Origin of the sequence: Gaetbulibacter saemankumensis DSM 17032 (assembly GCF_000425645.1) — a bacterium.
GTDB lineage: Bacteria > Bacteroidota > Bacteroidia > Flavobacteriales > Flavobacteriaceae > Gaetbulibacter > Gaetbulibacter saemankumensis.
In genome coordinates this window covers 911,879-936,689 of sequence record NZ_KE384430.1, presented here as the reverse complement: position 1 = coordinate 936,689, position 24,811 = coordinate 911,879, and the positions used below count along the sequence as shown (strand labels likewise).

Sequence of the window (24,811 nt, the reverse complement as noted above, 5' to 3'; positions counted from 1 at the left end):
TTTAAATAATATCTAAGCTTTATAGACACATAAAAATAACGATTTAAGAACTACAGGATAACATAGAACAGCCTACCTTATGTCTGGCCCATTCTGGGCGTTTAGCAAACCATTTTTCATATTCTGGTTGTTCATCGTATGGTTTTTTTAGCATCTGGAATAACTCATCAATCAAATGGTAATTTCCTTTATCCGCTTCATTAATAGCAAGCTGAGCCATATAATTTCTCAAAACATATTTGGGATTTACCCGATTCATTTCCATGGCTCGTTCTGAATCTGAAAGTCTTTCAGTTTGTAATCGTTCTGCATATTGCTCAAACCAGGATTGCCATTTTAACTTTATAGTCTCAATAAAATCGTCTTGATTATAGAACGCATCTTTTATAAAATCCTCCCAAGAGTTACGAGATAGCTTTTTAAAGCTACTTAAATTTCTAAAAAATATGTTCATATCCGTTTCAATAAGCAATAAGTTGTCCTCCAAAGTTTGAATTAAAACTTTATCTCCTTCATTCTCTTGTTTTAATCCTAATTTTGAACGCATCATTGCTAGAGATTCGCTTTCAAAATCTGTTTTATACTGATTTAATATTTTTTCTAAAGGCTTAGCATCTTTAATTAAAGGATATAATGCATTGGCCAATTGATAAAGATTCCATAATCCAATATTAGGCTGATTGCCGTAACGGTATCGCTTATGTTGTCTATCGGTAGTATTAGGGGTCCAGCCATAATCAAAGCCTTCCAACCAACCATATGGTCCGTAATCGATAGTTAACCCCAAAATAGACATATTATCCGTATTCATTACACCATGTACAAAACCAACACGCTGCCAATGAACAATCATTTTTAAAGTACGCTGAGCTACTTCATTAAAGAATGCCACATAGGTTTCTTTTGAAGGACCTCCTAAATGATTAAAATGATGCTTAATAGTATAATCTACTAATATTTTTAAATTATCATGGTCCTGACGTGCGGCAAAAATTTCATAATTTCCGAATCGTAAAAATGACGTTGAAACCCGACAAACTACGGCACCTTTCTCGTAAGCAGGATTACCATCATACATGACATCTCTAAGCACTTTATCACCAGTTAAAGCTAACGACAAAGCTCTTGTTGTTGGCACTCCTAAATGATGCATAGCTTCACTACAAAGATATTCTCTGATGGATGAACGCAATACTGCAAGTCCGTCTGCAGAACGAGAATAGGGCGTTTCACCAGCCCCTTTCAACTGAAGCGTCCAGTGTTTATTCTCATAATCAATTCCTACCAAATTTATAGCACGTCCATCACCTAATTGCCCCGCCCAATTACCAAACTGATGCCCTCCATAACACATAGCATATGGTTGTGTATTGGGTAAAATATCGTTTCCTGTAAATACATTCAAAAACTCCTTCGAATCTGCTTGCTGCTTCGTTATGCCCAAATTTTGAAGCATTTCTGGAGACACATGTAATAACTCAGGATTAGATGTTTTTTTAGGATTGACATAGGAAAAGCAAGCGCCCTCAACCTGTCTTCTTGAATTCTCTAAAACAGAATCGGCAGGCAATTCTTCTATAAATCGATTATTTATTTTAAAATTCATTATTTTAATTTATCGGTATGCAATTCCCTAAGTTTTGCAAGCTTCGGAGTAATTACAAAATTACAATAGCCCTGACTTTCATTATTTCTATAATAGTCCTGATGATAATCTTCCGCTTCATAAAATATTTTTAAAGGTGACACTTCGGTTACAATAGGATTATCGTAAACTTCAGATAATTGCGCAATCACTTCATCTGCTATCGATCTTTGCTCAATATTCTCATAAAAAATCACAGAACGGTATTGCGTCCCCACATCAGCACCCTGCCGATTTAAGGTTGTTGGATCATGAGTTGTCATAAACACCACTAAAATATCCATATAGGAAATGACATTGGCATCAAAAGTAACCTGAATGACTTCAGCATGCCCTGTTAATCCCGAACATACTTCTCTATAGGTTGGTTTACCTGGAGCATTACCCCCTGAATATCCGGATACGACTTTTTCAACACCCCTTATTTCTTGGAAAATAGCCTCTGTACACCAGAAACAGCCACCTCCAAAAGTAGCTTTCTGTATATTTTTAGTTATCATTCTTGTTAGACTTTTTCAAAATTAAAGATTCAGAATTCACACAATAACGCAATCCACTGGGCTCGGGTCCATCTGGAAATACATGCCCCAAATGAGCATCGCAGGTGTTACACATAATTTCTACGCGTACCATCCCAAATGAATCGTCCTTTTCATATTTTACCGCATTCTCTGAAATTGGCTGAGTAAAACTTGGCCACCCAGTACCTGAACTAAATTTTATCGTAGAATCGAAAAGTGGTGTATGGCAACATACACATTTATATTTCCCTGACTCAAAAGCATTACAAAGCGCACCCGTACCAGGTGCTTCCGTACCTTTTTTACGCGTAATTTTATATTGTTCGGGAGACAAAATTTCTTTCCATTCGGCTTCAGATTTATTCACGCGATTATCTGGTCCTGGATTTCCATTAACTGCAAATCCAATAACATCTTTCCATGTAAGCATAACTGTATTTTTTTAACAATTGATCAAATCAATTCAGAATGTAAAATAGTCTTTATTTTTTAAAAACCTTACAATACAAAGGTATCATCAAAATATTAAAACATCTATATAACAAAAAAGCAACTTAAAATTAAGTTGCTTTTTTGTTACAAATTTTAGAATTACTTATTACTCGTTTCCTTTTTTGTAATCTGCTAAAAACTTAGCTAATCCTATATCTGTTAAAGGGTGTTTTAACAATCCCGTTATTGATGATAAAGGCCCGGTCATAACATCACTTCCAATTTTAGCACAGTCGATAACGTGCATGGTGTGACGAATTGAAGCTGCTAAGATTTGCGTATCGAAAGCGTAGTTATCATAAATCTGTCTGATTTCAGCAATTAAGTTTAAACCGTCGGTAGAAATATCATCTAAACGTCCTAAGAAAGGTGACACGTAAGTCGCTCCAGCCTTAGCCGCTAATAACGCCTGACCAGCTGAGAATACTAAGGTTACATTTGTTCTGATACCCTTATCTGAAAAATATTTACAGGCTTTTATACCATCGGCAATTAATGGTAATTTTACCACGATTTGTGGGTGAAGCGCTGCTAAAGCCTCGCCTTCTTTTACCATACCTTCAAAGTCTGTAGAAATCACCTCGGCACTTACATCTCCTTCAACGATATCACATATTTTTTTGTAGTGGGCTAAAATATTAGCTTCACCCGTAATACCTTCTTTCGCCATTAACGATGGGTTTGTTGTAACACCATCTAATACCCCTAAAGCCTGTGCTTCTGCAATTTCTTCTAGGTTAGCTGTATCAATAAAAAATTTCATCTTCCTAATTTATTAATTGTTATATGCTTTTAAATACTCTAAAACCTGGTTACTCACTTGCGGTCCAGTGAAACCGAATTTCTCATCAAGAACACCTGCAGGCGCAGAATATCCGAAGTGATCTAATCCAAACACTTTACCATTATCTCCTACTAAACCTTCTAAGTTTACTGGCAACCCTGCCGTTAATCCAAATAATGGTTTATCTTTAGGAATCACGCTATTTTGGTATGCTTTAGATTGAAGCCTGAATACACCTTCTGAAATTACTGAAGCAATATTTACCTTTAACCCGTTTTCGTTTTCTAAGATCTCAGCAGCAGCAACCAAGGTTGACACTTCCGATCCATTAGCGATTAACACCACGTCTGGATTTTCAACTTCTTTTACTAAATACCCTCCTTTTTCTGCCCCTAAAGCTTCATTATATCTAGAATCACCTTGCGCAGGAACATCCTTAATACCTTGTCTAGACAAGATTAATCCTGAAGGAGTTGATGTGTTTTCTAAAGCCATTTTCCAGGCTACAGATGTTTCTGCAGCATCAGCAGGACGTAACGCTAAGAAGCTTGACTTTCCACTATGGTTTTTTAGCTTTTCTAATAAACGTATTTGAGCTTCCTGCTCGATTGGTTGGTGTGTTGGTCCATCTTCCCCTACGCGGAATGCATCGTGTGTCCAAACATACTTCACTGGTAATTCCTGGATACCACTTAAACGAATCGCAGGTTTCATATAATCTGAGAATACGAAGAAAGTTGCAACCACCGGTATAATTCCACCGTGTAATGCAATACCATTAGCAATAGCAGCCATGGTTAACTCGGCAACACCTGCTTGTAAGAACCCTCCTGAGAAATCACCCTTTTTAAGTGCGTGTGATTTTTTCAAGAAGCCGTCTGTTTTATCGGAGTTCGATAAATCGGCCGATGATACAATCATATTCTCAACATTTTCAGCCAAATAACCTAAAACTGTTGAAGATGCTACTCTTGAAGCCACACCAGATTTTTGCTCTATGGCAGAAAAATCTAATTCTGGTAATTGCCCAGATAAAAAGAAATCTAATTTTTCCGCTAACGCAGGGTTTGCAGCTTTCCAAACGTCGATTTCAGCTTTTTTCTCTGCAGCCTGAGCTGTTTTTGTTTTTATTATATCAGCGTAAAATGTTTCAACTTCCGAATAAATATCAAAAGGATTGTTAATATCTGCTCCTAAGTTCTCCATGGTTTTAGCGTAATCGGCTCCTGTAGCCCCAATTGGCTGACCATGTAATTCACAATACCCTTCGAACATACTTCCATCGGCAGTAACACAACCTTTACCCATAATCGTTTTACCGATAATTAAGGTTGGTTTTTCAGTTTCGGCATTGGCATCTTTTAGTGCTTGGCGAATTTCTTCATGATTATGTCCATCAATCGTTACCACTTTCCATCCCCAAGCTTCGTACTTCATTGCCGTGTCCTCAGTAGTTACTTCATCGGTAGAAGTTGATAACTGGATATCGTTAGAATCGAAGAACATGATGAAGTTACTTAATCCTAAATGACCAGCAATACGACCTGCTCCTTGAGAAATCTCTTCCTGAATACCTCCATCTGAAATGAATCCATAGACCTTGTGATTCATCCAGTCTCCAAAACGCGCTTGTAAAAATTTAGCAGCAATCGCTGCTCCCACACCCATGGTATGTCCCTGACCTAATGGGCCAGAGGTGTTTTCTATACCTCGTTTAACATCTACCTCAGGGTGACCAGGCGTAATGGAACCCCATTGTCTAAAATTAGCAACATCATCCTTTTCATAATTTCCTAAGAGATAATACTGAGCATACATTAATGTAGATAAATGTCCTGCATCCATAAAAAAGCGGTCTCTAAAAGGCCACTCCATATCTGTAGGGTCATAATTAAAGAACTCTGAATAAAGGATATGCATAAAATCTGCTCCTCCCATGGGTCCTCCGGGGTGTCCTGAATTTGCTTTTTCTACCATCGCCACAGCCAATGCTCTGATATTATCTGCTGCTTGTTGATCTAATTTTTTGTTCATTTTAATTGTGATTAATTTTAATCATTTACAACCTTTTTGGGGTTGATTTTTAAGTATGTTTTAAATCGATGTGCAAAACTAAACATTTTCTGCAAACCAACTCCTCAAAACATATGATTTGCATACATTTAACATGCAAAAATCAATTTTAAACAAAAAAAGAATAATTATTTAATAAGTGTACTTAAGAAATTTATTTTTTAATGAACAGACATGCGTAGATATAAAAAATAAACTAAAGGATAAAATTTACATTATAACACTACTAATCAATCGTTTGAATAGTATTTCATAAAAAAATGTTTAATAATTAATTTATAAAGTCTTCTTTAACTAAATTAAGTAAGCGTTTAAAGAAAACATTAAGGCATAAAAAAAGGCTTTACAAATGCAAAGCCTTTTTTACTCCTTATTTCGTGCGGGCGGGGAGACTCGAACTCCCACACCTCGCGGCACTAGATCCTAAGTCTAGCGTGTCTACCAATTCCACCACGCCCGCTAAAGGTGTGCAAATATAAACAAGATTTTTAAAACGCAAAATGCTAAAAGCAAAAAAAGATTCTTTTTTTATACTTTTGAATAAAAATTTAAAACGCTGAATGGAAAATATTCAACTTTACATTAAAGAAAACAAACCAAGATTTTTAACAGAACTTATCGATTTACTCAAAATTCCATCGATTAGCGCAGACTCTGCCTATAAAGATGATGTTTTAAAAACCGCCGAAGCCGTAAAAATAAGCTTAGAAAAAGCAGGCTGCGATCAGGTTGAAGTATGTAATACCGATGGATACCCAATTGTTTATGGTGAAAAAATTATAGACCCAAATTTACCAACCGTTTTAGTTTACGGGCATTACGATGTACAACCACCAGACCCGATAAATTTATGGAATTCACCTCCATTTGAACCTATAATCAAATCGACAGATGCTCATCCTGAAGGAGCCATATTTGCCCGAGGAGCCTGCGATGATAAAGGACAGATGTATATGCACGTGAAGGCTCTGGAATTTATGACATCTACCAATCAATTACCGTGTAATGTAAAATTCATGATTGAAGGAGAAGAAGAAGTTGGAAGTCCGAATCTGGCTATTTTTGTAAAAAACAATCAGGAAAAATTAAAGAACGATGTTATTTTAATTTCAGACACAGGAATGATTGCCAACGATGTACCTTCTATAACCACTGGACTTCGTGGATTAAGTTATGTTGAAGTTGAAGTTACCGGCCCCAACCGGGACTTGCATTCCGGACTTTATGGTGGTGCCGTAGCAAACCCTATAAATGTTTTAACCAAAATGATCGCTTCGCTCCACGATGAAAACAATCATATAACCATTCCTGGATTTTATGATAACGTAGAAGAGTTATCAACCGAAGAACGTGCTCAAATGGCAAAAGCACCCTTTAGTTTAGAAGCTTATAAAAAAGCTCTTAATATAAATGCCGTTTACGGTGAAGCAGGCTATACCACAAATGAACGCAACTCTATTCGTCCAACCCTGGATGTTAACGGCATTTGGGGTGGTTATACGGGTGAAGGCGCTAAAACGGTTATCCCTAGTAAAGCATTTGCTAAAATATCCATGCGCTTAGTACCTCATCAAGACTGGGAAACGATTACAGAACTATTTACCACGCATTTTAACAACATTGCACCTGAAGGAGTTAGCATAAAAGTAACGCCTCACCATGGAGGTCAAGGCTACGTTACACCTATCGACAACATTGGTTACCAAGCCGCCTCAAAGGCATATCAGGATACTTTTGGTAAAACACCCATTCCTCAGCGAAGTGGTGGCAGTATCCCAATTGTTTCCCTATTCGAACAGGAATTAAACAGTAAAAGTATTTTAATGGGCTTTGGTTTAGATAGTGATGCTATTCACTCTCCAAACGAGCATTTTGGTGTATTCAACTACTTAAAAGGAATCGAAACCATTCCTTTATTTTACAAGTATTTTACAGAATTATCTAAATAGTATTTTTGGATGTTACCACCTATTGCAAGTAAAAGACAATAGGTGGTCGCACTTTCCTTTTTAATCTTTGGTATTACAAAAGGATTTTCTCTCCAATCGCTAACACATAACTTCTGATGAAAAACCAGTACGCTACCAATCTCATTTTAATTACTCTTGCTACTTTTTTAATAAGTACTTCGGGCGCATTGGGAAAACATATTTCCTTATCACCTCCGGTTACCATTTGGTGGCGATCCATTCTAGGGAGCTTATTTATATACTTATTCTGCAGATATAAAGGCTACAAACTTAAAATTTACAGAAAAAGCGATTATAAACCAATTATTATTAGTGGTGCCTTACTTGGTTTGCATTGGATTACTTATTTCTATGCCTTAAAACTATCCAATGTAGCTATAGGGATGCTATCATTGTTCACCTACCCTATTTGGACGGCATTTTTAGAGCCTATTTTTATAAAAATAAAATTCGACCCAGTATATATTTTATTAGGAATTATGGTTATTACCGGTCTTTATATTTTAGCTCCTGAAATTAGTTTTAAAAACACTTACGCTCTAGGCATCCTTTTGGGTATATTTTCGGCATTATGTTATGCTCTTCGAAATATTATTTCAAAGAAATTAACCGACAGTTATAATGCTTCAACCATCATGTTTTATCAAGCAAGCCTTATTTCTCTAATATTATTACCTGTTTTATTTTCGATGGACCATACCAAATTAATCCCCAATATACCATTCATATTAATTCTGGCATTAGTAACAACTACAATAGGCCATACCCTACTAGTAAATAGTCTGAGACATTTTTCAGTAAGCACAGCCAGTATAATAAGCAGCACACAACCTATTTTTGGAATAATAATAGCTTACCTATTTCTGAACGAGATACCTCAATTAAATACTTTTTTGGGTGGGTCACTCATAATAGCAACCGTTATTATTGAAAGTATCAGGTCGAGAAATAAATAAGCTATCGTGACAACCTAGGGTAGATAGGAATACCCTTTTCGTGTTTTCCAAAGGAAATATTTTTCGAAAATGACTTTGAATACGTCATAAAAAATATTCGGAATCATAATCGCAAAATTTCTTGGTTTAAATAGTTTATCACTTAAAATTATTACTTCCTTTTTACCAGCATCCATGATGCAGACTCCAGGAATTTTACCCCACGCTTTTTTCTTAAGTTCCGTCTCACCTTTAGAAACTCTGATAATATTTTCTGCCACAATTTTACCAGTCTCATCCGATGGATATCCCGTTTTCGGTCCTGAGAAAGGCACTTTTCCGGGAGTAAAAGGCAACTTTACATCAACGGCTATACCTGCTGCCCAAACATTTGGTAATGTCACATGGCGGTAATCGTCGGTTACAGGTATATAACCTGCAGCCGTTGCTTCTAATCCAGGTGAGTTCTTCACGAAATCAACCCCAATAAATGGTGGCATTAACATAGTAAAACTACTTGGCAGCTCTTCATCTGATGTTAATATAACCTTATCTTCTTGAACTTCTTTTACACCAACTTCTGTTCTAAAATGTATATTGAACATTTTCATAAACGATTTAAGCATGGTTTCGCCACCAGTCATACCATCTATTCCAAAATGCCCCAAGAATGTTTCAGGAGTAATCCAATATAAATCAACTTTCTTTCTTATATTTTGTTCACGCAGCCATTTTTCAATATTGAATAAGAATTCATAGGCAGCACCCATACAGCCAGCATTCTGAGTCGCACCAATAACAATTGGCCCTGGATTTTTCTTAAACTCTTCTAAGGCTGTTCTAATTTTCATTGCTCCATTAGGTGTTCCTACATAATGTGCATATTCCTGCACCCCAGGAGCTACGTCGTATTTTACTTTTGGCCCAGTGGCAATGACTAAATGATTGTAACTTACCTCCTCCTTATCGGTAACAACAACTTGTCTTTCTGTATCAACCCTTAAAGCTTCAGCTAATAAAAACTCCACCCCTTTTTTATGAAGAATTTCATCCTTCCTAAAAGAAATATCTTTTATTTCACGTCTATTAAAAGGAACCCAGATTAAAGATGGAATAAATAAAAACAAAGGTGATTTATCTATCATAATTACCTTGTGTTTATCTTTACCTTTACGCTTAATTTCGAGGGCTGCAGTCATCCCTGCAAAATTCCCTCCTACTACTACTGTGGTTGTCATAACTCTATTAATTTATAGATGTAAATTTAACTCTAACTTAGATAACCCACAGCAACTTATGTTACAATACGACTATGAATTTCAACCAAATTAATTAGTAAAACATGTAACATATTATCATAATTATCGTTCTATTAATCAATCATCAATCAAAATCAATCAAATCATGTTAAAACGATTCTTTATAATCTGTTCGGGTGCAGACACCCAAATTTTAAACTCATGTGCTTCAGGTGAACAAAATAAGTATGCTGGCATTGGTGCCACCGTCTTTTTCACAGCTATTATGGCCTTTATTGCTGCAAGTTATGCCCTATACACTGTTTTTGATAATTTATTCACTTCTATATTTTTTGGACTAATATGGGGTTTACTCATTTTTAATTTAGACCGCTATATTGTTTCGACCATAAAAAAGTCAGACGGTTTTCTAAATGAATTACTTCAGGCAGCTCCACGAATTATACTAGCTATTATTATTGCCATCGTTATTGCCAAACCGTTGGAATTAAAAATATTTGAAAAAGAAATTAATAGGGTATTGTTAGAAAAAAAGAACCAGCTAACCCTTTTAAATCAACATCAAATTTCAGAACAGTTCCAACCTAAAACGGATAATTTGAAACAGCAAATTTCAAAACTAAAATCTGAAATAACTACAAAAGAACAAGAAGTAAATGCGCTTTACGACATTTATATCTCTGAAGCGGAAGGAACGGCAGGCACCAAATTATTAGGAAAAGGACCTGTTTACAAAGAAAAACGAGAAAAGCACGACGAAGCCTTAGTTGACTTACAACAACTTAAATTAACTAACGGTACTAAAATTGAATCTTTAGAGAAAACCATAGCTATTACAGAAGCTTCAAAAGAAAAACAAATTGCAAATTCGCAACCCATAATTGATCATTTCGATGGTTTTTTGGCTCGCATAAATGCTTTAGATAAATTACCCTGGCTTCCCTCTTTCTTTATCTTTTTACTGTTTTTAGCTATTGAAACAGCCCCAATATTCACGAAACTATTAGCAGCTAAAGGCAGCTACGATCTTAAACTGGAAGACCACGAAGCAATTATAAAAACTCAAATACTTCTGAACAAAAATCAAAGAGAAAAATTACTTAAGGCCGAGTTTACTCTAAATGATCATGTTTATAAAACAATTGTAAACGACGAAGAGCTAATAAATGATAAACAGGCCAAAGCAAAAGAGCTTTTACAATTTCAAGCGGATACTTTTTTAAAAAATCAAAAGAATATATTCTAGTATTTTATCTATTTTTAGACCGAATTCATAAAAGAAACACTAAATAAACTATGAAAAAATTTATTCTCTATATTTTCCTTTTTGGAACTTTTACAGTTTTTTCCCAAAATAGCTCTCAAAAAGACAAAAAAGCCATATTAGCTGTTTTAAACAACCAAAGTACAGCGTGGTCAAATAATGACATTGAAGCATTTATGAGTGGCTATTGGAAACATGATTCACTTAAATTTTATGGATCTAATGGCGTTACTTACGGATGGAAAAACACATTAGAACGCTACAAAAAAACGTATCCTGATAAGAATCACACCGGTAAACTAAACTTTAAGGTGAATGCCATTTCAAAAATTAATAAAGGTGCTTATTATGTCTTAGGTGAATATCACTTACAACGCAAAGTAGGAAACGCCAGTGGTTTCTTTATGGTTATCTTTAAAAGAATACATGGTGAATGGAAAATTATTGCTGATACCTCAGCTTAAAATAATCTAGGTTTTCTTTACGTATTTCGTAATAATTACGATGTTCTGACCGTCTACTTTTCCTTCAATATATTCGGCATTCTCTCTATCTAATCGAATATTTCGAACGGCCGTTCCTTGTTTTGCTACCATGCTACTACCTTTTACTTTTAGGTCTTTTACTAACACTACCGAATCTCCAGTCTCTAGTATGACACCATTAACATCACGGTGAACAATTTTATTAGCTTCATCTTCATGCTCACCAGTGGCTCTCGCCAAAGCTAGAGCTTCATCATCCAGATACATCATATCTAATAAATCTTTAGGCCAGCCTTCATTACGTAATCGTTGTAACATACGCCATGCCATAATTTGAACAGGAATAAACTCGCTCCACATACTCTCATTTAAACAACGCCAATGGTTGGCATCCATTTCCTGATTACCTTCTATTTGATTTAAACAAGTACTACAAATCAATACACTATTATCTACATTTTCATTTAAAGATGGCGGAATAAGGTATTGTGCTAAATTTGAATTAGAACCACAAAGTTCGCAGGTATTATTACTTCTTTCTTGTAATGTATGTAGAACGCTCATTGAATTTATTTTAATGCTGCAAAAATACATTAAAACGAGATGTTTCCCTAAAGATTAGGAAATAAAAAAGGATGCTTAAAAGCATCCTTTTTAAAACAATTAAAATTAAACTTAAAGAACAACGACACTATATACATAATCGCCATGTCCCTCAAAATATTTACCCATAGTTTTGCCTTCTTCTTCGGTAAATTCCTCTTTCATTAATTCTTGATTTTTATCAAACATTTTTTCCATATCGTCCATAGAGTCTAAATAAAAAGCCTGAATAAAATCTCGTTTATCCGATCCCCAGGCATGCATATTAGGATAATAAGCTTTTATAAATTCGTTTTTATGAATAACATTTTGCTCCATGCGCTCGGCTAACCCTTTTAGTTCATCCCAAGATCCGTCCTGTGGAAATGCTCTTTTATTTTTACGTACATAAAGAATCATTCCATCTGTCACTTCACTTTCTAACACTTTAGCTCCAGGCAACGTAGCATAAATCTCATCGGAATGCATAGGAGCATATGCTGAATTCATTTTTTTCAAAAAGGCTTTTCTGGCGTCGGCATCTGGCCAAGCCTCTTTTTCTAATTCTGAATTTCTTTCCGCAGCTTTTTCAATGGCAGCCCAATCCTTATAAGACTGCACATATAATACTTCATTGCTATTATCTGTCATTAAATGCATGTAATAACGTGCAGAATTGACATATTCATTTTTACTCGTAACTTTATCCATATATTCCTTTTCAATGGCCTTCCATTCTTTCGCGTTCATGTCACTATCCTGATTCCAGTACATAGTAGTTACTGTTACATAGGCGGGACGCTCATTTTCCTGAGCAAAAGACATGGTATTTAATAAAAATAAAATTGCAATGAGGATACTGGTAATAATTCGATTGGTTGTTTTCATAATCTGTAAAAATTTAAGTTAGTATATGAGTTAATCTGTTACTAATCCAAGATTATGGGGCTAACATCGAATTTGGGGGTAATACTGCTATGTAATCTAAATGCTATTAAGGAGTGTTTTATCAAATATACAAAAAAAGAGATTAGTTTTACAGAATCGTAAGTATTTTCAATTCATAATAATTTCTCTTTCAGTTTCTTAGACATATTCAAGACTACCATATCATAGGAATGACTGATTAAATCCAAAATTAATGATAATTCCAACTCGCCTTCATGTAGATAAAGTGTGTTCCAATGGGTCTTATTCATATGAAATGCAGGACGAATGCTGTGATATTCGGCACGTAATTCCTGACTGTATTCGGAATCGGCTTTTAAACTAATGGAAGCTTCTCCCTGCTCCCACCTCTCTAAAGGTATTAAAGCAAACATTTTACCCAAAACTTTAAACACTAAGGTGTCGGCATCAAAAGGAAACTCCTCTGTTACCCCTTTCTTTTTCAAACAATAATCTCGAAACTGTTCAATATCCATTATTTGAGATTTTTTATCGTATTCTCATCAATTTTAAGTTCTGAATAGTTCAATCGCCAACCAATGGTCTCAACCATACTTTCAATTAACAGAATCGATTCCAAAGCTTCACGCTTAGCAACTTCAAACAATCCACTCTCGGGCACCTTATTCCGAATATGAAGTTTAGCCTCGCTATGTAATTCGGTTAAATCGGAAGCTTCAAACTTATTAAACATACCATCTTTTTTGTCGTAATAATTTAAATCACTTTCAATACTAAGCACCTCGGGTTCCGGAAAACTTTTAAATACAATGGTTTTTGTTTTTACATTGGCTTCCATTTTAATTTTCGATAAGTCGAAACCAACGTGTGCCTTAGCGTTTATAACAATCAAAGCCTTTTTTCTACTCGAAATTAATTTCAAAAAACGTTCTTTAACATTTTCATAATGGTATATTTCGGCAAAATCGCCTTCAATAGTAATAAACTTACACACCTTTTTTATTTTATCTAAGAGTACTACCGCTTGCGACTGGGTTTTCTGATTTACCGCATAATACTTATACAAAACAACAAAGAAAAGCGTAACCAGAATGGTTAATATAATTACGAAGAATATATCCATAGTAAGAGTATCATTATTTATTCAGGGTTTTTAGTTAAAACAAAAACTCCCTTGAACTCATTTAACTACTTAAATATAAGTAATTAAACCGAAGTTACAGACACCCTACTATTCTATTATTTTATACAATATGGGTTTACTCGGTGTAGCATCATTTTCGAAAGGAGCAATTTGAAGGTTGAGAAAATAAGTACCATCATCAACCTTATTTGACACATAAATAAACTCCGTTATGGTAGCATCCATCCGCATTTCCCCACTAGTATTCCAAAAGGCATTGTGAGCCAACAACAGACCATCGTCTTGTTCCCTGTCTATACTTGGTAAATCAATTAATAGATGCTTCACATGTTTTTCTTTTAAATACAGAGCAGCTTCTTCCAACATATATGGCGGATTGGTTTTAGAATATTGTCTGGTAAGCTTACTTCTGGTATTGGGCAGGGTTCTAATAATAACCGCATCACGCTTTTTATTACCCAAGGCATATTGCAATTGCTTTTTTGAAATTACAAAATCGCCGTTTGTTTTCTCTGGCGGAATGGTAATAACCTCAGCTAAAAAGAAAAACTGTTTTAAATGCTTGTTTACAGAATGTACCTTTTCTGTAATATGCCCAACACATTCTGTGTGCGTGCCATGTGAATGTGGATTAAAATAAATATTATTAAAGTTAACAGCCGAATTCTCTTTAACGCTCCCGATCCAGTCTTCCATAGCAACCGGTTCGATCTTGGGCTCTCCAATATACCAAGCATTTACATTTTTTTTGGACCCACTAATTGGAATGGAAATGTCTAATGGTTGTGCTAAGTCGATTTGATATTTTCTTGAATTGCAATGAATGGTTGCGAGCATATATTATATTTTAAAAAGATCGGAGGCGATACCATCACTCAAAAATTTACCTTCATTAGTTACTAAAAGGGTATCATTTTCAATATACAACAATTGCTGTTCTATATGCTTTTGAGCTTGCCTTAAAATATAATTTTTAAAGTGCATACCAAAATCCTCAGCCACTTTTTCTAAAGAAACCCCCCAAATAGTACGCAATCCTGTCATAACATACTCATTATATTTATCGGTAACGGTTAGGGTTTCTATCTCGATTGGCAATTCTTTATTCTGAAGCGCCTTAATGTATTTTGAATTATTTCTAACATTCCACCCACGTTGATGCCCATTAAATGAATGCGCTGATGGACCAATACCCAGATAAGGTCTCCCTAGCCAATATGCCGAATTATTCTTACTGAAATATGCAGGCTTACCAAAATTAGATAGTTCGTAATGCACGTACCCATTTGCCTTTAATTTCTCGATTAGCATATGAAATTGGTCTTGTGCCAGTTCGTCGTCTACATTTTTAACTAGGCCCTTTTTTATAAAACTATCTAAAGCCGTTTTGGGTTCTACTGTAAGCGCATAACTTGATATATGCGGTATATTAAATTCTAGTACCGTTTCTATATTAGCTTCCCATTCGGCATTCGTTAAACCTGGAATTCCATAAATTAAATCGATTGATATATTATCAAAATATTTAGTTGCCTCTTGTAAACAGCATTTTGCTTCTTCAGCGTTGTGAGCGCGATTCATTAATTTTAAATCTTTTTCAAAAAAAGATTGCACTCCAATGGAAAGGCGATTAATCCCTATTTCTCTATAAGACTCAAATACCGACTTCTCACTTGAAGATTTTACATTTAAATCGTCCGGATTGGCTTCTAGTGTAATTTCAGGATTAGAAACCACATGATAATTTTCATAAACTGCATCTATTAAAAACTTCAATTCATCAACATGAAGCAAACTAGGAGTTCCGCCTCCAAAATAAATAGTTTCCACTGGAATAGTTTCAAACTCATGAGCTCGTAATTGTAATTCTGAAACCAAAGCCTGAACTAATTCATCTTTCTTTTTTAGTGAGGTTGAAAAATGAAAATCACAATAATGACAAGCTTGCTTGCAAAAGGGAATATGAATATAGATACCTGCCATTATTTTTTTACTCTATCGCCATTTTGATTCACAAAAGCACTCCAGCCGGTATAACTTTTTCCAATATCAACACGACCTTCATTATAAAAATGACAAACCGCAGCCGCCAATCCATCTGTAGCATCCAGGTTTTTAGGCAATGTTTTCAAATTAAGTAAACTTTGAAGCATTTTAGCTACCTGTTCTTTACTGGCATTACCATTACCGGTAATGGCCATTTTAATTTTTTTAGGGGAATATTCGGTAATAGGTACTTCTCTACTTAAACCTGCTGCCATGGCGACTCCTTGTGCTCGACCAAGTTTTAGCATACTTTGTACATTTTTTCCAAAAAACGGTGCTTCAATTGCAATTTCATCGGGATGATGGGTATCAATTAATTCAACCGTACGTTCAAAAATGAGTTTTAACTTTAAATAATGATCGTCATATTTTTTTAAATCTAACTCATTTAACTGTAGAAACGACATCGTTTTCCCCACCACCTTTATGAGTCCGAAACCCATTATAGTTGTTCCTGGATCTATACCTAAAATAATTTTTTCTTTCGCCATTTTTTAAAAACAATAATTACAACCACTAATAGAAATGGATACCCCTAAAGTTAAGGTTAACAAATCTCCGTTAAAACTCCCGTAACCCTCGGTAATAGGATTAAAATCATCTGCAAACCCCAGAATATAGGAACCATCAACAAAAAGTGATAACTTATCTGAAACCGCATAATGTAACTCCAGACCTCCCATAACATTAAAATTTGTAGATTTATTATTCTTATAATCGGCTAAAGGCTGCAACATAGAAACCCCAGGACCCGTATGTAAATATATTCCCAATCGGTTTGGTACAAATCTAAAACTGGAAGCATCATATACCAATTGCAGATTAATACGCGAATAATTTAGTTTAAAATAGTTTGCCTGATCTTGATTCGAAATCCGATTAAATCCATAATCTAGTTTCACTCCTATTTTAGACCAAAACATGTACTGTACTCCTAAATTTACTGTTGGAAAATTGAATGACTTACCTTCATAATCTGCTACAAATCCATCGCTAGACGGACTATTAACTCCTAAAGACAACTGTCCTTTTAATGTACTGGTATCCCACTGAGAAAAACCGCTATAACCAATAAAAAATAGAATTAATGCAAGGAATTTACATTTATTAATTTTTAAATTGGCTATCATACTCTAATATTGATTTAATTTGCAGAAGGAAGTTAATGACCGAATCGTTACCATACAAAACTAAACAATTCTTTTTAGTGCTTATTAAAATAAGCCTAGTTATTACTGCCTTCTATTATATTTATGAGAAGCTAAACACATCCTATTTAGACTTATCATTTTTATTTAATAGAATAGAAAATCATCTTATATCTTTTTTTCTTATAGGGTTATCACTTTTAATTTTAACCAGTCTTAATTGGTTCTTTGACATATTAAAGTGGCAACACCTAGTAAGTTCGATAAAACATTTGACTCTAACTGAAGTAAGTAAACAATGCTTAGCATCTTTAACAGTTTCTATATTTACACCGAATAAAATTGGTGAATACGGAGCCAAAGCACTATTTTTTAGTCGTGAATACAGAAAACAAATTCTGATTTTAAATTTAATTTCGAACTTAACTCAAATGAGCATTACCCTAATTTTGGGTGTTATTGGTCTCTCCTTTTTTTCTTTGAAATATTCTATTCAACTAAACTTTCACAACCATATTGTTGGGTTTATCCTTTTAATTATGATTGCATTGCTAATCATAATTACCTTCAAAAGAACGAATTATTCAAAATTTAAATTAATTAAATTGGATAATTTATTTAAGCATTACAATACCAAACAACGGCTTTTACGTATACTCGTATTATCCTTAATTCGCTATTTAATATTTTCGTTTCAGTTTTATTATTTATTACATCTTTTTAATGTGGATATCTACTATTTTGATGCCATGGTGATTATAAGCTCTATGTATTTACTAAGCTCCATTATTCCATCGATTGCCATTTTCGATGTTGCAATTAAGGGCAGTATAGCAGCGTTTTTATTTTCATACTTAAGTATTTCCCCCACAATAATTTTAAGCATTACCACCATCATGTGGATTTTTAATTTTGTACTACCAACTCTAATAGGTAGTCATTTCGTTCTTAATTATAAATACCCAAACAGTACAATTTAATTATGGTGTGGATAGGTTTAATTATCACGATAGGGTATCTTGTTTTAATTACCAGTTTCATTATAGGTTTTAAAAGAATTTCGCCTTATAAGCTGAAGTTAACCCAGAGCAAGACAAACTTCTCGGTGGTTATCCCTTTTAGAAATGAAGCCGAAAATTTACCGCTTCTATTACAATCATTAGAGCAATTATCCTACCCAAAAAAACTTTTCGAAATTATCCTTGTTAACGATGCTTCTGAAGACAAGTCATTAGACATTATTTCAAACTTCATACTGAATTCAAAACTTAACATTACCGTACTCGAAAACGACCGACAATCGAAATCTCCTAAAAAAGATGCTATTAGCACGGCTGTAAAAAAATCAAAATATGACTGGATTATTACAACGGATGCCGATTGTGAATTTCCAAGATATTGGCTAAATAGTTTTGATGAGATCATAATTAAAACCAACGCCAAATGTATTTCAGGCCCTGTAAGTTACCTTAATCGCCCCTCATTTCTTCACAAGTTTCAGATTTTAGATTTACATAGTTTGCAGGGCGCAACTATAGGTGGTTTTGGAATAAACCAACCATTTTTATGTAACGGAGCGAATTTCGCATATCAAAAATACCTATTTATTGAATTAGATGGTTTTGAAGGCAACAATCAAACAGCGAGTGGCGACGATATTTTTTTATTAGAAAAAATTGCAAAAAACTACCCAAAAACCTTAACATATTTGAAATGTGAAGATGCCATAGTTAGCACTAAGACACAACCTTCCTGGAGACAACTTATCAATCAACGGATTAGATGGGCCGCCAAAACAAGTCGGTATAAAAATGCCTTTGGTAAACTCACGGGAATTGCAGTATTATTAATGAATATACTAGTAATTAGTTTGCTCCTCCTCACATGGATTCACTATACTTCTACCTTCTACTTTTTAGCTATTTTGCTTTCAAAATTTATGGTAGATTACGTAATCATTTCTAAAGCAGCCTTATTTTTTAAACAAAAACAGGTTTTAAAAACCTTCCCCTTGGCGTTTATTTTTTATCCTTTTTTTAGTGTGTATGTTGCTATCAAATCCATATTTTCAGAATATACCTGGAAGGGACGTCAATTTAAAAAATAACCCATTCTATTTTTTACTAGATTTACATTTAACCTCCAAGTGGTGTACTTTATGAAAAACGGTTGGCTAAGCATTATACTTATTCTATTGGGTTCTTTTTTCGTATTTGCTCAAGAGACATACACCTACAATGGAGAGGTTCTAATCTTGAAAATGGAAATAGAAGGTGATTTAGATTTTTTAGTTCTGAAAACTGAATTACCCAATCGCTACTTTATTAAAGACCAAAACGATACACTCTACGAGCTGATTAATACACAAAATTCTGATAATAGTTACAATAAAGAATACAAAGCAACTTTAAATCAACTTACCATTGGATCGAATGTGTCGGCTAGGCGTGTAGGCTTTGGAAGATACAGCATAAAAGAATTTATTCGAGCCTATAATTCTAAAGGCACAAAACGATTTGAATATACGGGAGAAAGAGCTAGTTTAAGTTCTAGGATAGCCTTTTTTGCAGGTATAACCAATCACCCATTTATAGAATTTGTAGATAATCGGTCTAATACTTTAACCACTTTTTTAAGTTCTGAATTTGAATTTTTCGGTCATGTTGAAAAACCAAAACAGGCAGGATTTTTTAGTATTGAGCATGCGATTAAAACTTCTAAACTAAAATTCAGTGCAACTCAGATAACCGTCGGGTATCGGTATCGATTTATTAATCAGTCAAAATTTAATGTTTTCGGAAATTTACGTTGTGCCACCTATACGTTTACCAAAGAAACTTTCGAATTGCAAAATGATGCCTCAAAAGTTGTTAAAGAATCTCTATTTCATACACCTTTAAGTTTTGGTATAGGTGCAGATATTAAATTAACTAATAAGAGCTATCTGAGTTTTAATTATAATGAACTTTTCGCCATTTTTATGACGCACTCCAAAAACTTCCCTGTAGATATTGCATTTGGATACAAACTGAATCTGTAATATTATTGAACGTTAATAATAATTGGTAAATTGAACTCCGTTCTTACTTGTTGACCACGTTTAATTGCTGGATAAATTTTTGGCAAGGCCTCCAGACTTTCTTTAATTAATCGCTCGATAGTCGGAATTTCCACCTTTACAATACTGTCAATTTCAGAATGTAGCAGCATTAATTCCCCTTTTTCTGACACTTGAAAATCAAGATTAATAGTATCGTTTATATCCTGACTTACTATAATTTGTTCTTGCTGCAAATAATTTAGAATATGGTTTGTTAGTAATTCTGAAAAACACAAACTTTTTTCTTCGTTGGTTTCTAAAGAATCACATTTAGAAAATGAAGGATAGGCATCAACCTCCTGCCAATTAAAGGTTTGTAATTCCTCCTTTAAAATTGCTTCTGAAGATGTTTTTTTTATCTTAAATTGCTCACAAGAGCACAATATTAAAACAATAATTAAAACGTAGAGCTGCTTCATTAATAGAACTGAAAACCGAAAAGTACGAATTTTTTGTTTTTTAAGCACTTAAAACTAAAAAAACCGAAGCTTTCACTCCGGTTTTATGTCTTTTTTACTCATATCATTTTTCTTCATAAAAAATGATACCATATTTTTAAAAGATCCTTGAAAATAATTATCCACCAACTTATTTATAGACTGGTAGCTATAATCTTGTTTATCCACTATTGGAAAGTACACATGACCTTTTCCTTGCTTTTCATACCCAACAAATCCTTTAGTTTCTAAAATTCTAACAATTGTTGACACCGTATTATAAGCAGGCTTTGGCTCTGAAATCTCTTCGATAATTGCTTTAACGTTAGCCTTTTTTAATTGCCAAAGTATTTGCATAATATCTTCTTCTGCCTTAGTAAGTTGTTTCATTTTACTCGAGTTTTATTTATTCAACTAAAAACTTAGTTACATAAATTTAACTAAATATTTAGTTTAAACTAATTTTTTAGTTAAAAATGTAACATTTCAATAACCTTAGCGTCTAATTCATTAAAAAGGCAGCATGGATTTAATTTTAGTGCTTATTGCGGCAATTCTAATGCTTTTAGGGCTTATTGGAAGTTTTCTTCCAGTAATTCCAGGCCCGTTATCGAGTTGGGCCGGATTTCTAACACTATACTTTAGCAAGTCTGTTGAGTTAAGCAAAACCTTTTTATTAATAACCTTTTTAGTTGCTTTCCTAATTTGGATATTAGATTACATCATTCCAGCTCTGGGTACTAAACACTTTGGAGGAAGCAAATATGGGATGATAGGAACCAGTATTGGATTGGTAGTTGGTTTATTAGCACCCATTCCTGGCGGTATTATTATAGGCCCTTTTATAGGCGCCTTAATTGGTGAATTGTATCATAAAAATGACACAAAAATAGCTTTAAAAGCAGCCTTTGGTTCGTTTATAGGTTTTTTAGGATCTACATTAATTAAGTTTATAACCTGTGTTGCTTACTTAATCATGTTTATAGGAATTATTTGGAATAGCCGAGAACTGGTTTTCTCTTTTTAAAAAAGAAAAGCCCTATGGGTCTCTCACCTCCATAGGGCATGTAAATTGCTATTATCAACAAAAAAATTGAGGGATTAATTAATTTTGTAGTGTTGATTTTACAAATTTAAGCATTAGTATGTTTGTTTAACTGCGGTAAACCCGTAATAATATTGCGGTTTATATGTAAAAACCAGCTATATCCATGATTTACAGCTAATAACAAATTATTAATTATTATTTTTTTAACACAAATAACAAGAAATCACTTACCTAAACATTAAACAAACCCCCTATTTCGAGCTTCTTTAAGTAACGTTTCGTCTTGTCCATCATGCACTTCGAATATTTCTCTCAATTGCTTTTTTCGCTTTTCAATAGCACTTAAAGAAATATCTAAATGGGAGGCTAAGTTTTTAGTTTTAACACCTTGTGATAGTAAATGAAGAATTTTACGATTTTTTTCGTCAATTACAATATCACTACTAATAACTTTTCGAATATAACTATTAACAGTTCCACTATAAAATGGCGGATTATTTAGCACCGCTTGAAAAGCACTTGCCAATTCACTAGACGTTAAATCACTTTTTATTAAGAACCCTTCAGGGTCTATAGTTTTTATAATATTATGAATCCTAAAAGATTCATTAAACATAGTAAGAATAATAATTTTTGCCTGAGGCAATGTTTCACGTGCATATCCGGCTAAATCTTCACCCGACGTCATTCGACCATCGGTTGAAGCAGGCAAGCTAATATCTACAAATAAAATATCATACGGCACTTCCCTCTCGACAGATTTATCCATTAATTTTACAGCCTCGTCACAATTATTTGCAATATCAATAAATAATTCTTGATTCTCTTTCTTAGTAAACTGTAATGTATTTTGATAACCCTCAATAATCATGGGATGGTCATCAATCATAAGTATTTTTATTTTCTGTGTCATAATTAGTATTATGCTATTGGGGCTTCTATAGTGAGTGTTGTTCCTTCATTTTTACTCGATACGATACTTAAGGTTCCGTTTATATCTTTAATTCTGGAGTTCATATTCTTTATACCTATACCTGACTTTGCCTTATTTACATCGAATCCGGTACCATCATCACTAATGGCCAAGCAAATTACATTATTTTTTAATTTAAAACTAATATCAACACGTGTAGCATTGGCATGTTTATAAATATTATGCAAAGTCTCTTGTATAATACGATAAATATGAATTTTCATCTTATTATTTACATCATCCCAGTTTATAATTTCTTCGTAATCTAAATGATAGTCAATTTCATAAGCTAACGTTTGTGTTTCTACAAGTGTTTTTATTATATCTATAAAACCAGAACCAGAAACAAAATCGGTATTTAATTCATGTGATACTTTTCGAATATCATTTTCTATAGTTTTTAAACCATCTATGTATTCACTTCTTGTTTTAATAGCCTCTGGGCTATTATTCATATTTAAGCTATCTAAACTCAATCTGGTTCCAAACAAACGTCCTAAAACACCGTCATGCAATTCCTCGGAAATACGTTTTTTTTCTAATACCCGAGCTTCTTCTATTCGTTCATTTTGAGACAGCATTAGATTGTAGATTTCTTCGTTTGCTTGTTGCTGCTGCTGAATAAGTTTCAGCTCCTTATTTTTATTGCGCTGCGTGATTACCAGATATAATAGAATAGAAGCAATAATTAATACTACCGAAATAATAAGCAGCCACAAACGCTCTTTAGCTATTTGCCTGTTTTCACGCTCTATTTGCTCCGTTTCATAATGAATTCTGGCATATTTATTACGTGTAGCCCGCTCATTTTTCAAGAGGCTATCACTTAGTTTTATATAGGCATCATAGTATTTTACAGCCACACTATCTGATTCTAATTCCGATAATAACAATAAAGACCTAAGTAAATCATCCTTTGAATATTTCTCGGAAATTGTCTTAGCTTGATAAGCATAATATTTCGCAGAATCCATATTACCATATTTCTGATAATACTTAGCTAAATGCTGTTTAGTTATGATGGTATAAACATCGTTATCTATACTGTCACAAATTTTTAAAGATCTATGATATAGATTGGGTAATTGCTCTGTATTATCAGCCAACTGTAACGCATGTGCATAGTTATCTAGTACGACAGCATAAAAGTCAGGTCTCGTTTTTAGTAAATTTTTGTCTGCTAAAATCTCCTCAAGTAACTTGATGGCCAAATTATATTTACCGGCATCTTTGTAAGCAACTGCCAAATTGTTTTGGAGATTATTAACCATACCCATATTATCGGCATTAAGTGCTAGTTGCCCATCTAAAGCCCGCTCAAAATAAATTATTTCTTCATCGTGTTGTTCTAAAATTTTAAAAACTTGGCCAAGATTGTTGTATAGATATATTTGATATGCCTTAACTGTATCATTATTTGGATCGAGCTTATCAAGCAATGACAGGGCTTCAACCGAGGTTAATTCACTACCGGTGAGATCTTTTTCCTGTTTTTGTAATAAAGCAATATCTAAAAGTACAATAGCCCTATTGAGATTATCATTAAGGTGCCTGTAAAGTTTTTCAGCCTTATCATTATAGTAATAGGCACTATCCGGGATTTTATCGTAATAATAATAGCCCAAATTTTTGTTTACTAAGGCTAATGAGGTGGTATCCTTTAAACGTTTAGCCAACTTATAAGCCTCATGACTGTAAAACAAAAAGAGATTGTAATCTTCCTGATTATTGTAAATAGCAGCTAAATTTACATTCGCATCAACGATTAAAGAATCCAACTGATAATTTTCTGCCAGTATTTTAGCTCTATTAGCTTGTTTTAATCGAATATATTTATCTAATTTCTTAGAAGAAGATGTATTTATATAATATTCTATACTATCTACAATAGGCCCGAGACTCTTCTGAGAATGAGAGAGGGCAGTTAATAAGCATAGTAAAAACCAAAATTTATATTTCAACGGATTAACATATCGAGTTTATCAAATGTATCTAT

Annotated in this window: 26 protein-coding genes and 1 tRNA gene; 8 read left to right on the top strand and 19 right to left on the bottom strand. The window is 33.9% G+C overall.

Annotation, left to right across the window (positions count from 1 at the left end):
- Nucleotides 1-43: 43 nt before the first annotated feature.
- The 6 genes from H611_RS0110880 to H611_RS0110855 all read right to left on the bottom strand — a co-directional run bounded on the left by H611_RS0110880 (nucleotide 44) and on the right by H611_RS0110855 (nucleotide 5,975).
- Nucleotides 44-1,606, bottom strand: coding sequence for a protein adenylyltransferase SelO (locus tag H611_RS0110880; RefSeq protein ID WP_027138404.1), 1,563 nt, complete (start codon nucleotides 1,604-1,606; stop codon nucleotides 44-46).
- Nucleotides 1,606-2,145: a peptide-methionine (S)-S-oxide reductase MsrA gene (gene msrA / locus H611_RS0110875; RefSeq protein ID WP_027138403.1), complete on the bottom strand. Its 540-nt coding sequence runs from the start codon at nucleotides 2,143-2,145 to the stop codon at nucleotides 1,606-1,608. The genes H611_RS0110880 and msrA overlap by 1 nt, the downstream gene beginning before the upstream one ends.
- Nucleotides 2,135-2,596: a peptide-methionine (R)-S-oxide reductase MsrB gene (gene msrB / locus H611_RS0110870; protein ID WP_027138402.1), complete on the bottom strand. Its 462-nt coding sequence runs from the start codon at nucleotides 2,594-2,596 to the stop codon at nucleotides 2,135-2,137. Before msrB ends, msrA begins: the two co-directional genes overlap by 11 nt.
- A 168-nt stretch (nucleotides 2,597-2,764) precedes the next feature.
- Nucleotides 2,765-3,421, bottom strand: a complete 657-nt coding sequence (gene fsa / locus H611_RS0110865; protein WP_027138401.1) for a fructose-6-phosphate aldolase — start codon at nucleotides 3,419-3,421, stop codon at nucleotides 2,765-2,767.
- A 12-nt stretch (nucleotides 3,422-3,433) separates the two neighbouring features.
- Nucleotides 3,434-5,476 carry a transketolase family protein gene (locus tag H611_RS0110860; RefSeq protein ID WP_027138400.1) on the bottom strand — a complete coding sequence of 681 codons (2,043 nt, stop codon included), beginning with the start codon at nucleotides 5,474-5,476 and terminating at the stop codon, nucleotides 3,434-3,436.
- A gap of 417 nt (nucleotides 5,477-5,893) precedes the next feature.
- Nucleotides 5,894-5,975 (bottom strand) — tRNA-Leu (locus H611_RS0110855).
- A 100-nt stretch (nucleotides 5,976-6,075) separates the two neighbouring features.
- On the opposite strand from H611_RS0110855, the gene H611_RS0110850 reads away from it, so the two are divergent.
- Both H611_RS0110850 and H611_RS0110845 read left to right on the top strand, forming a co-directional pair.
- Nucleotides 6,076-7,464, top strand: a complete 1,389-nt coding sequence (locus tag H611_RS0110850) for a dipeptidase (RefSeq protein ID WP_027138399.1) — start codon at nucleotides 6,076-6,078, stop codon at nucleotides 7,462-7,464.
- Nucleotides 7,465-7,580: 116 nt separating this feature from the next.
- Nucleotides 7,581-8,441 carry a DMT family transporter gene (locus tag H611_RS0110845; protein ID WP_027138398.1) on the top strand — a complete coding sequence of 287 codons (861 nt, stop codon included), beginning with the start codon at nucleotides 7,581-7,583 and terminating at the stop codon, nucleotides 8,439-8,441.
- A gap of 14 nt (nucleotides 8,442-8,455) precedes the next feature.
- Here H611_RS0110845 and H611_RS0110840 read toward each other — a convergent pair whose 3' ends face one another.
- Complete coding sequence (locus tag H611_RS0110840) at nucleotides 8,456-9,658, bottom strand: NAD(P)/FAD-dependent oxidoreductase (RefSeq protein WP_027138397.1); 1,203 nt, start codon at nucleotides 9,656-9,658, stop codon at nucleotides 8,456-8,458.
- 166 nt (nucleotides 9,659-9,824) lie between these two features.
- Here H611_RS0110840 and H611_RS0110835 point away from each other — a divergent pair, with 166 nt between their 5' ends.
- Together H611_RS0110835 and H611_RS0110830 are read left to right on the top strand one after the other, a co-directional pair.
- On the top strand, nucleotides 9,825-10,925 hold the full coding sequence (locus H611_RS0110835; protein WP_027138396.1) for a DUF4407 domain-containing protein: 1,101 nt from the start codon (nucleotides 9,825-9,827) through the stop codon (nucleotides 10,923-10,925).
- Nucleotides 10,926-10,975: 50 nt separating this feature from the next.
- A complete protein-coding gene (locus tag H611_RS0110830; RefSeq protein ID WP_027138395.1) occupies nucleotides 10,976-11,407 on the top strand; it encodes a YybH family protein in 432 nt (143 codons plus the stop codon).
- A gap of 6 nt (nucleotides 11,408-11,413) precedes the next feature.
- On the opposite strand, the gene H611_RS0110825 is transcribed toward H611_RS0110830, so the two are convergent.
- The 8 genes from H611_RS0110825 to H611_RS0110790 form a co-directional block, all read right to left on the bottom strand.
- Nucleotides 11,414-11,992: a PhnA domain-containing protein gene (locus H611_RS0110825; protein ID WP_027138394.1), complete on the bottom strand. Its 579-nt coding sequence runs from the start codon at nucleotides 11,990-11,992 to the stop codon at nucleotides 11,414-11,416.
- A 111-nt stretch (nucleotides 11,993-12,103) separates the two neighbouring features.
- A complete protein-coding gene (locus H611_RS0110820; protein ID WP_027138393.1) occupies nucleotides 12,104-12,898 on the bottom strand; it encodes a hypothetical protein in 795 nt (264 codons plus the stop codon).
- Between the two features lie 173 nt (nucleotides 12,899-13,071).
- A complete protein-coding gene (locus tag H611_RS0110815) occupies nucleotides 13,072-13,434 on the bottom strand; it encodes an MmcQ/YjbR family DNA-binding protein (RefSeq protein WP_027138392.1) in 363 nt (120 codons plus the stop codon).
- Nucleotides 13,434-14,042: a DUF4230 domain-containing protein gene (locus tag H611_RS0110810; RefSeq protein ID WP_027138391.1), complete on the bottom strand. Its 609-nt coding sequence runs from the start codon at nucleotides 14,040-14,042 to the stop codon at nucleotides 13,434-13,436. The genes H611_RS0110815 and H611_RS0110810 overlap by 1 nt, the downstream gene beginning before the upstream one ends.
- Nucleotides 14,043-14,150: 108 nt before the next feature.
- Nucleotides 14,151-14,900: a cyclase family protein gene (locus H611_RS0110805; RefSeq protein WP_027138390.1), complete on the bottom strand. Its 750-nt coding sequence runs from the start codon at nucleotides 14,898-14,900 to the stop codon at nucleotides 14,151-14,153.
- 3 nt (nucleotides 14,901-14,903) lie between these two features.
- Nucleotides 14,904-16,046 carry a radical SAM family heme chaperone HemW gene (gene hemW / locus H611_RS0110800; RefSeq protein WP_027138389.1) on the bottom strand — a complete coding sequence of 381 codons (1,143 nt, stop codon included), beginning with the start codon at nucleotides 16,044-16,046 and terminating at the stop codon, nucleotides 14,904-14,906.
- Nucleotides 16,046-16,600, bottom strand: coding sequence for a crossover junction endodeoxyribonuclease RuvC (ruvC, locus tag H611_RS0110795; protein ID WP_027138388.1), 555 nt, complete (start codon nucleotides 16,598-16,600; stop codon nucleotides 16,046-16,048). The genes hemW and ruvC overlap by 1 nt, the downstream gene beginning before the upstream one ends.
- A 3-nt stretch (nucleotides 16,601-16,603) precedes the next feature.
- The gene (locus H611_RS0110790; protein WP_027138387.1) at nucleotides 16,604-17,239 is read right to left on the bottom strand and encodes an outer membrane beta-barrel protein; all 636 of its coding nucleotides are present in this window, start codon (nucleotides 17,237-17,239) and stop codon (nucleotides 16,604-16,606) included.
- Nucleotides 17,240-17,274: 35 nt separating this feature from the next.
- Between H611_RS0110790 and H611_RS0110785 the strand changes: the two genes are divergently transcribed.
- From H611_RS0110785 to H611_RS0110775, 3 genes are read left to right on the top strand one after another with little or no spacing between them, the layout of a single operon-like run.
- Nucleotides 17,275-18,237 carry a lysylphosphatidylglycerol synthase domain-containing protein gene (locus H611_RS0110785; RefSeq protein WP_027138386.1) on the top strand — a complete coding sequence of 321 codons (963 nt, stop codon included), beginning with the start codon at nucleotides 17,275-17,277 and terminating at the stop codon, nucleotides 18,235-18,237.
- Between the two features lie 2 nt (nucleotides 18,238-18,239).
- Nucleotides 18,240-19,364, top strand: coding sequence for a glycosyltransferase (locus tag H611_RS0110780; RefSeq protein ID WP_027138385.1), 1,125 nt, complete (start codon nucleotides 18,240-18,242; stop codon nucleotides 19,362-19,364).
- 51 nt (nucleotides 19,365-19,415) lie between these two features.
- Nucleotides 19,416-20,297 (top strand): hypothetical protein, encoded by an 882-nt coding sequence (locus H611_RS0110775; RefSeq protein WP_027138384.1) that lies wholly within the window; start codon nucleotides 19,416-19,418, stop codon nucleotides 20,295-20,297.
- Between the two features lie 2 nt (nucleotides 20,298-20,299).
- On the opposite strand, the gene H611_RS0110770 is transcribed toward H611_RS0110775, so the two are convergent.
- Complete coding sequence (locus H611_RS0110770) at nucleotides 20,300-20,776, bottom strand: hypothetical protein (RefSeq protein ID WP_027138383.1); 477 nt, start codon at nucleotides 20,774-20,776, stop codon at nucleotides 20,300-20,302.
- Nucleotides 20,777-20,848: 72 nt separating this feature from the next.
- On the bottom strand, nucleotides 20,849-21,184 hold the full coding sequence (locus tag H611_RS0110765; protein ID WP_027138382.1) for a BlaI/MecI/CopY family transcriptional regulator: 336 nt from the start codon (nucleotides 21,182-21,184) through the stop codon (nucleotides 20,849-20,851).
- A 133-nt stretch (nucleotides 21,185-21,317) separates the two neighbouring features.
- Here H611_RS0110765 and H611_RS0110760 point away from each other — a divergent pair, with 133 nt between their 5' ends.
- Nucleotides 21,318-21,821: a DUF456 domain-containing protein gene (locus H611_RS0110760; RefSeq protein WP_027138381.1), complete on the top strand. Its 504-nt coding sequence runs from the start codon at nucleotides 21,318-21,320 to the stop codon at nucleotides 21,819-21,821.
- 259 nt (nucleotides 21,822-22,080) lie between these two features.
- On the opposite strand, the gene H611_RS0110755 is transcribed toward H611_RS0110760, so the two are convergent.
- Together H611_RS0110755 and H611_RS0110750 are read right to left on the bottom strand one after the other, a co-directional pair.
- Complete coding sequence (locus H611_RS0110755) at nucleotides 22,081-22,755, bottom strand: response regulator (protein ID WP_027138380.1); 675 nt, start codon at nucleotides 22,753-22,755, stop codon at nucleotides 22,081-22,083.
- An 8-nt stretch (nucleotides 22,756-22,763) separates the two neighbouring features.
- Nucleotides 22,764-24,776: a tetratricopeptide repeat-containing sensor histidine kinase gene (locus H611_RS0110750; RefSeq protein ID WP_027138379.1), complete on the bottom strand. Its 2,013-nt coding sequence runs from the start codon at nucleotides 24,774-24,776 to the stop codon at nucleotides 22,764-22,766.
- Nucleotides 24,777-24,811: the final 35 nt, after the last annotated feature.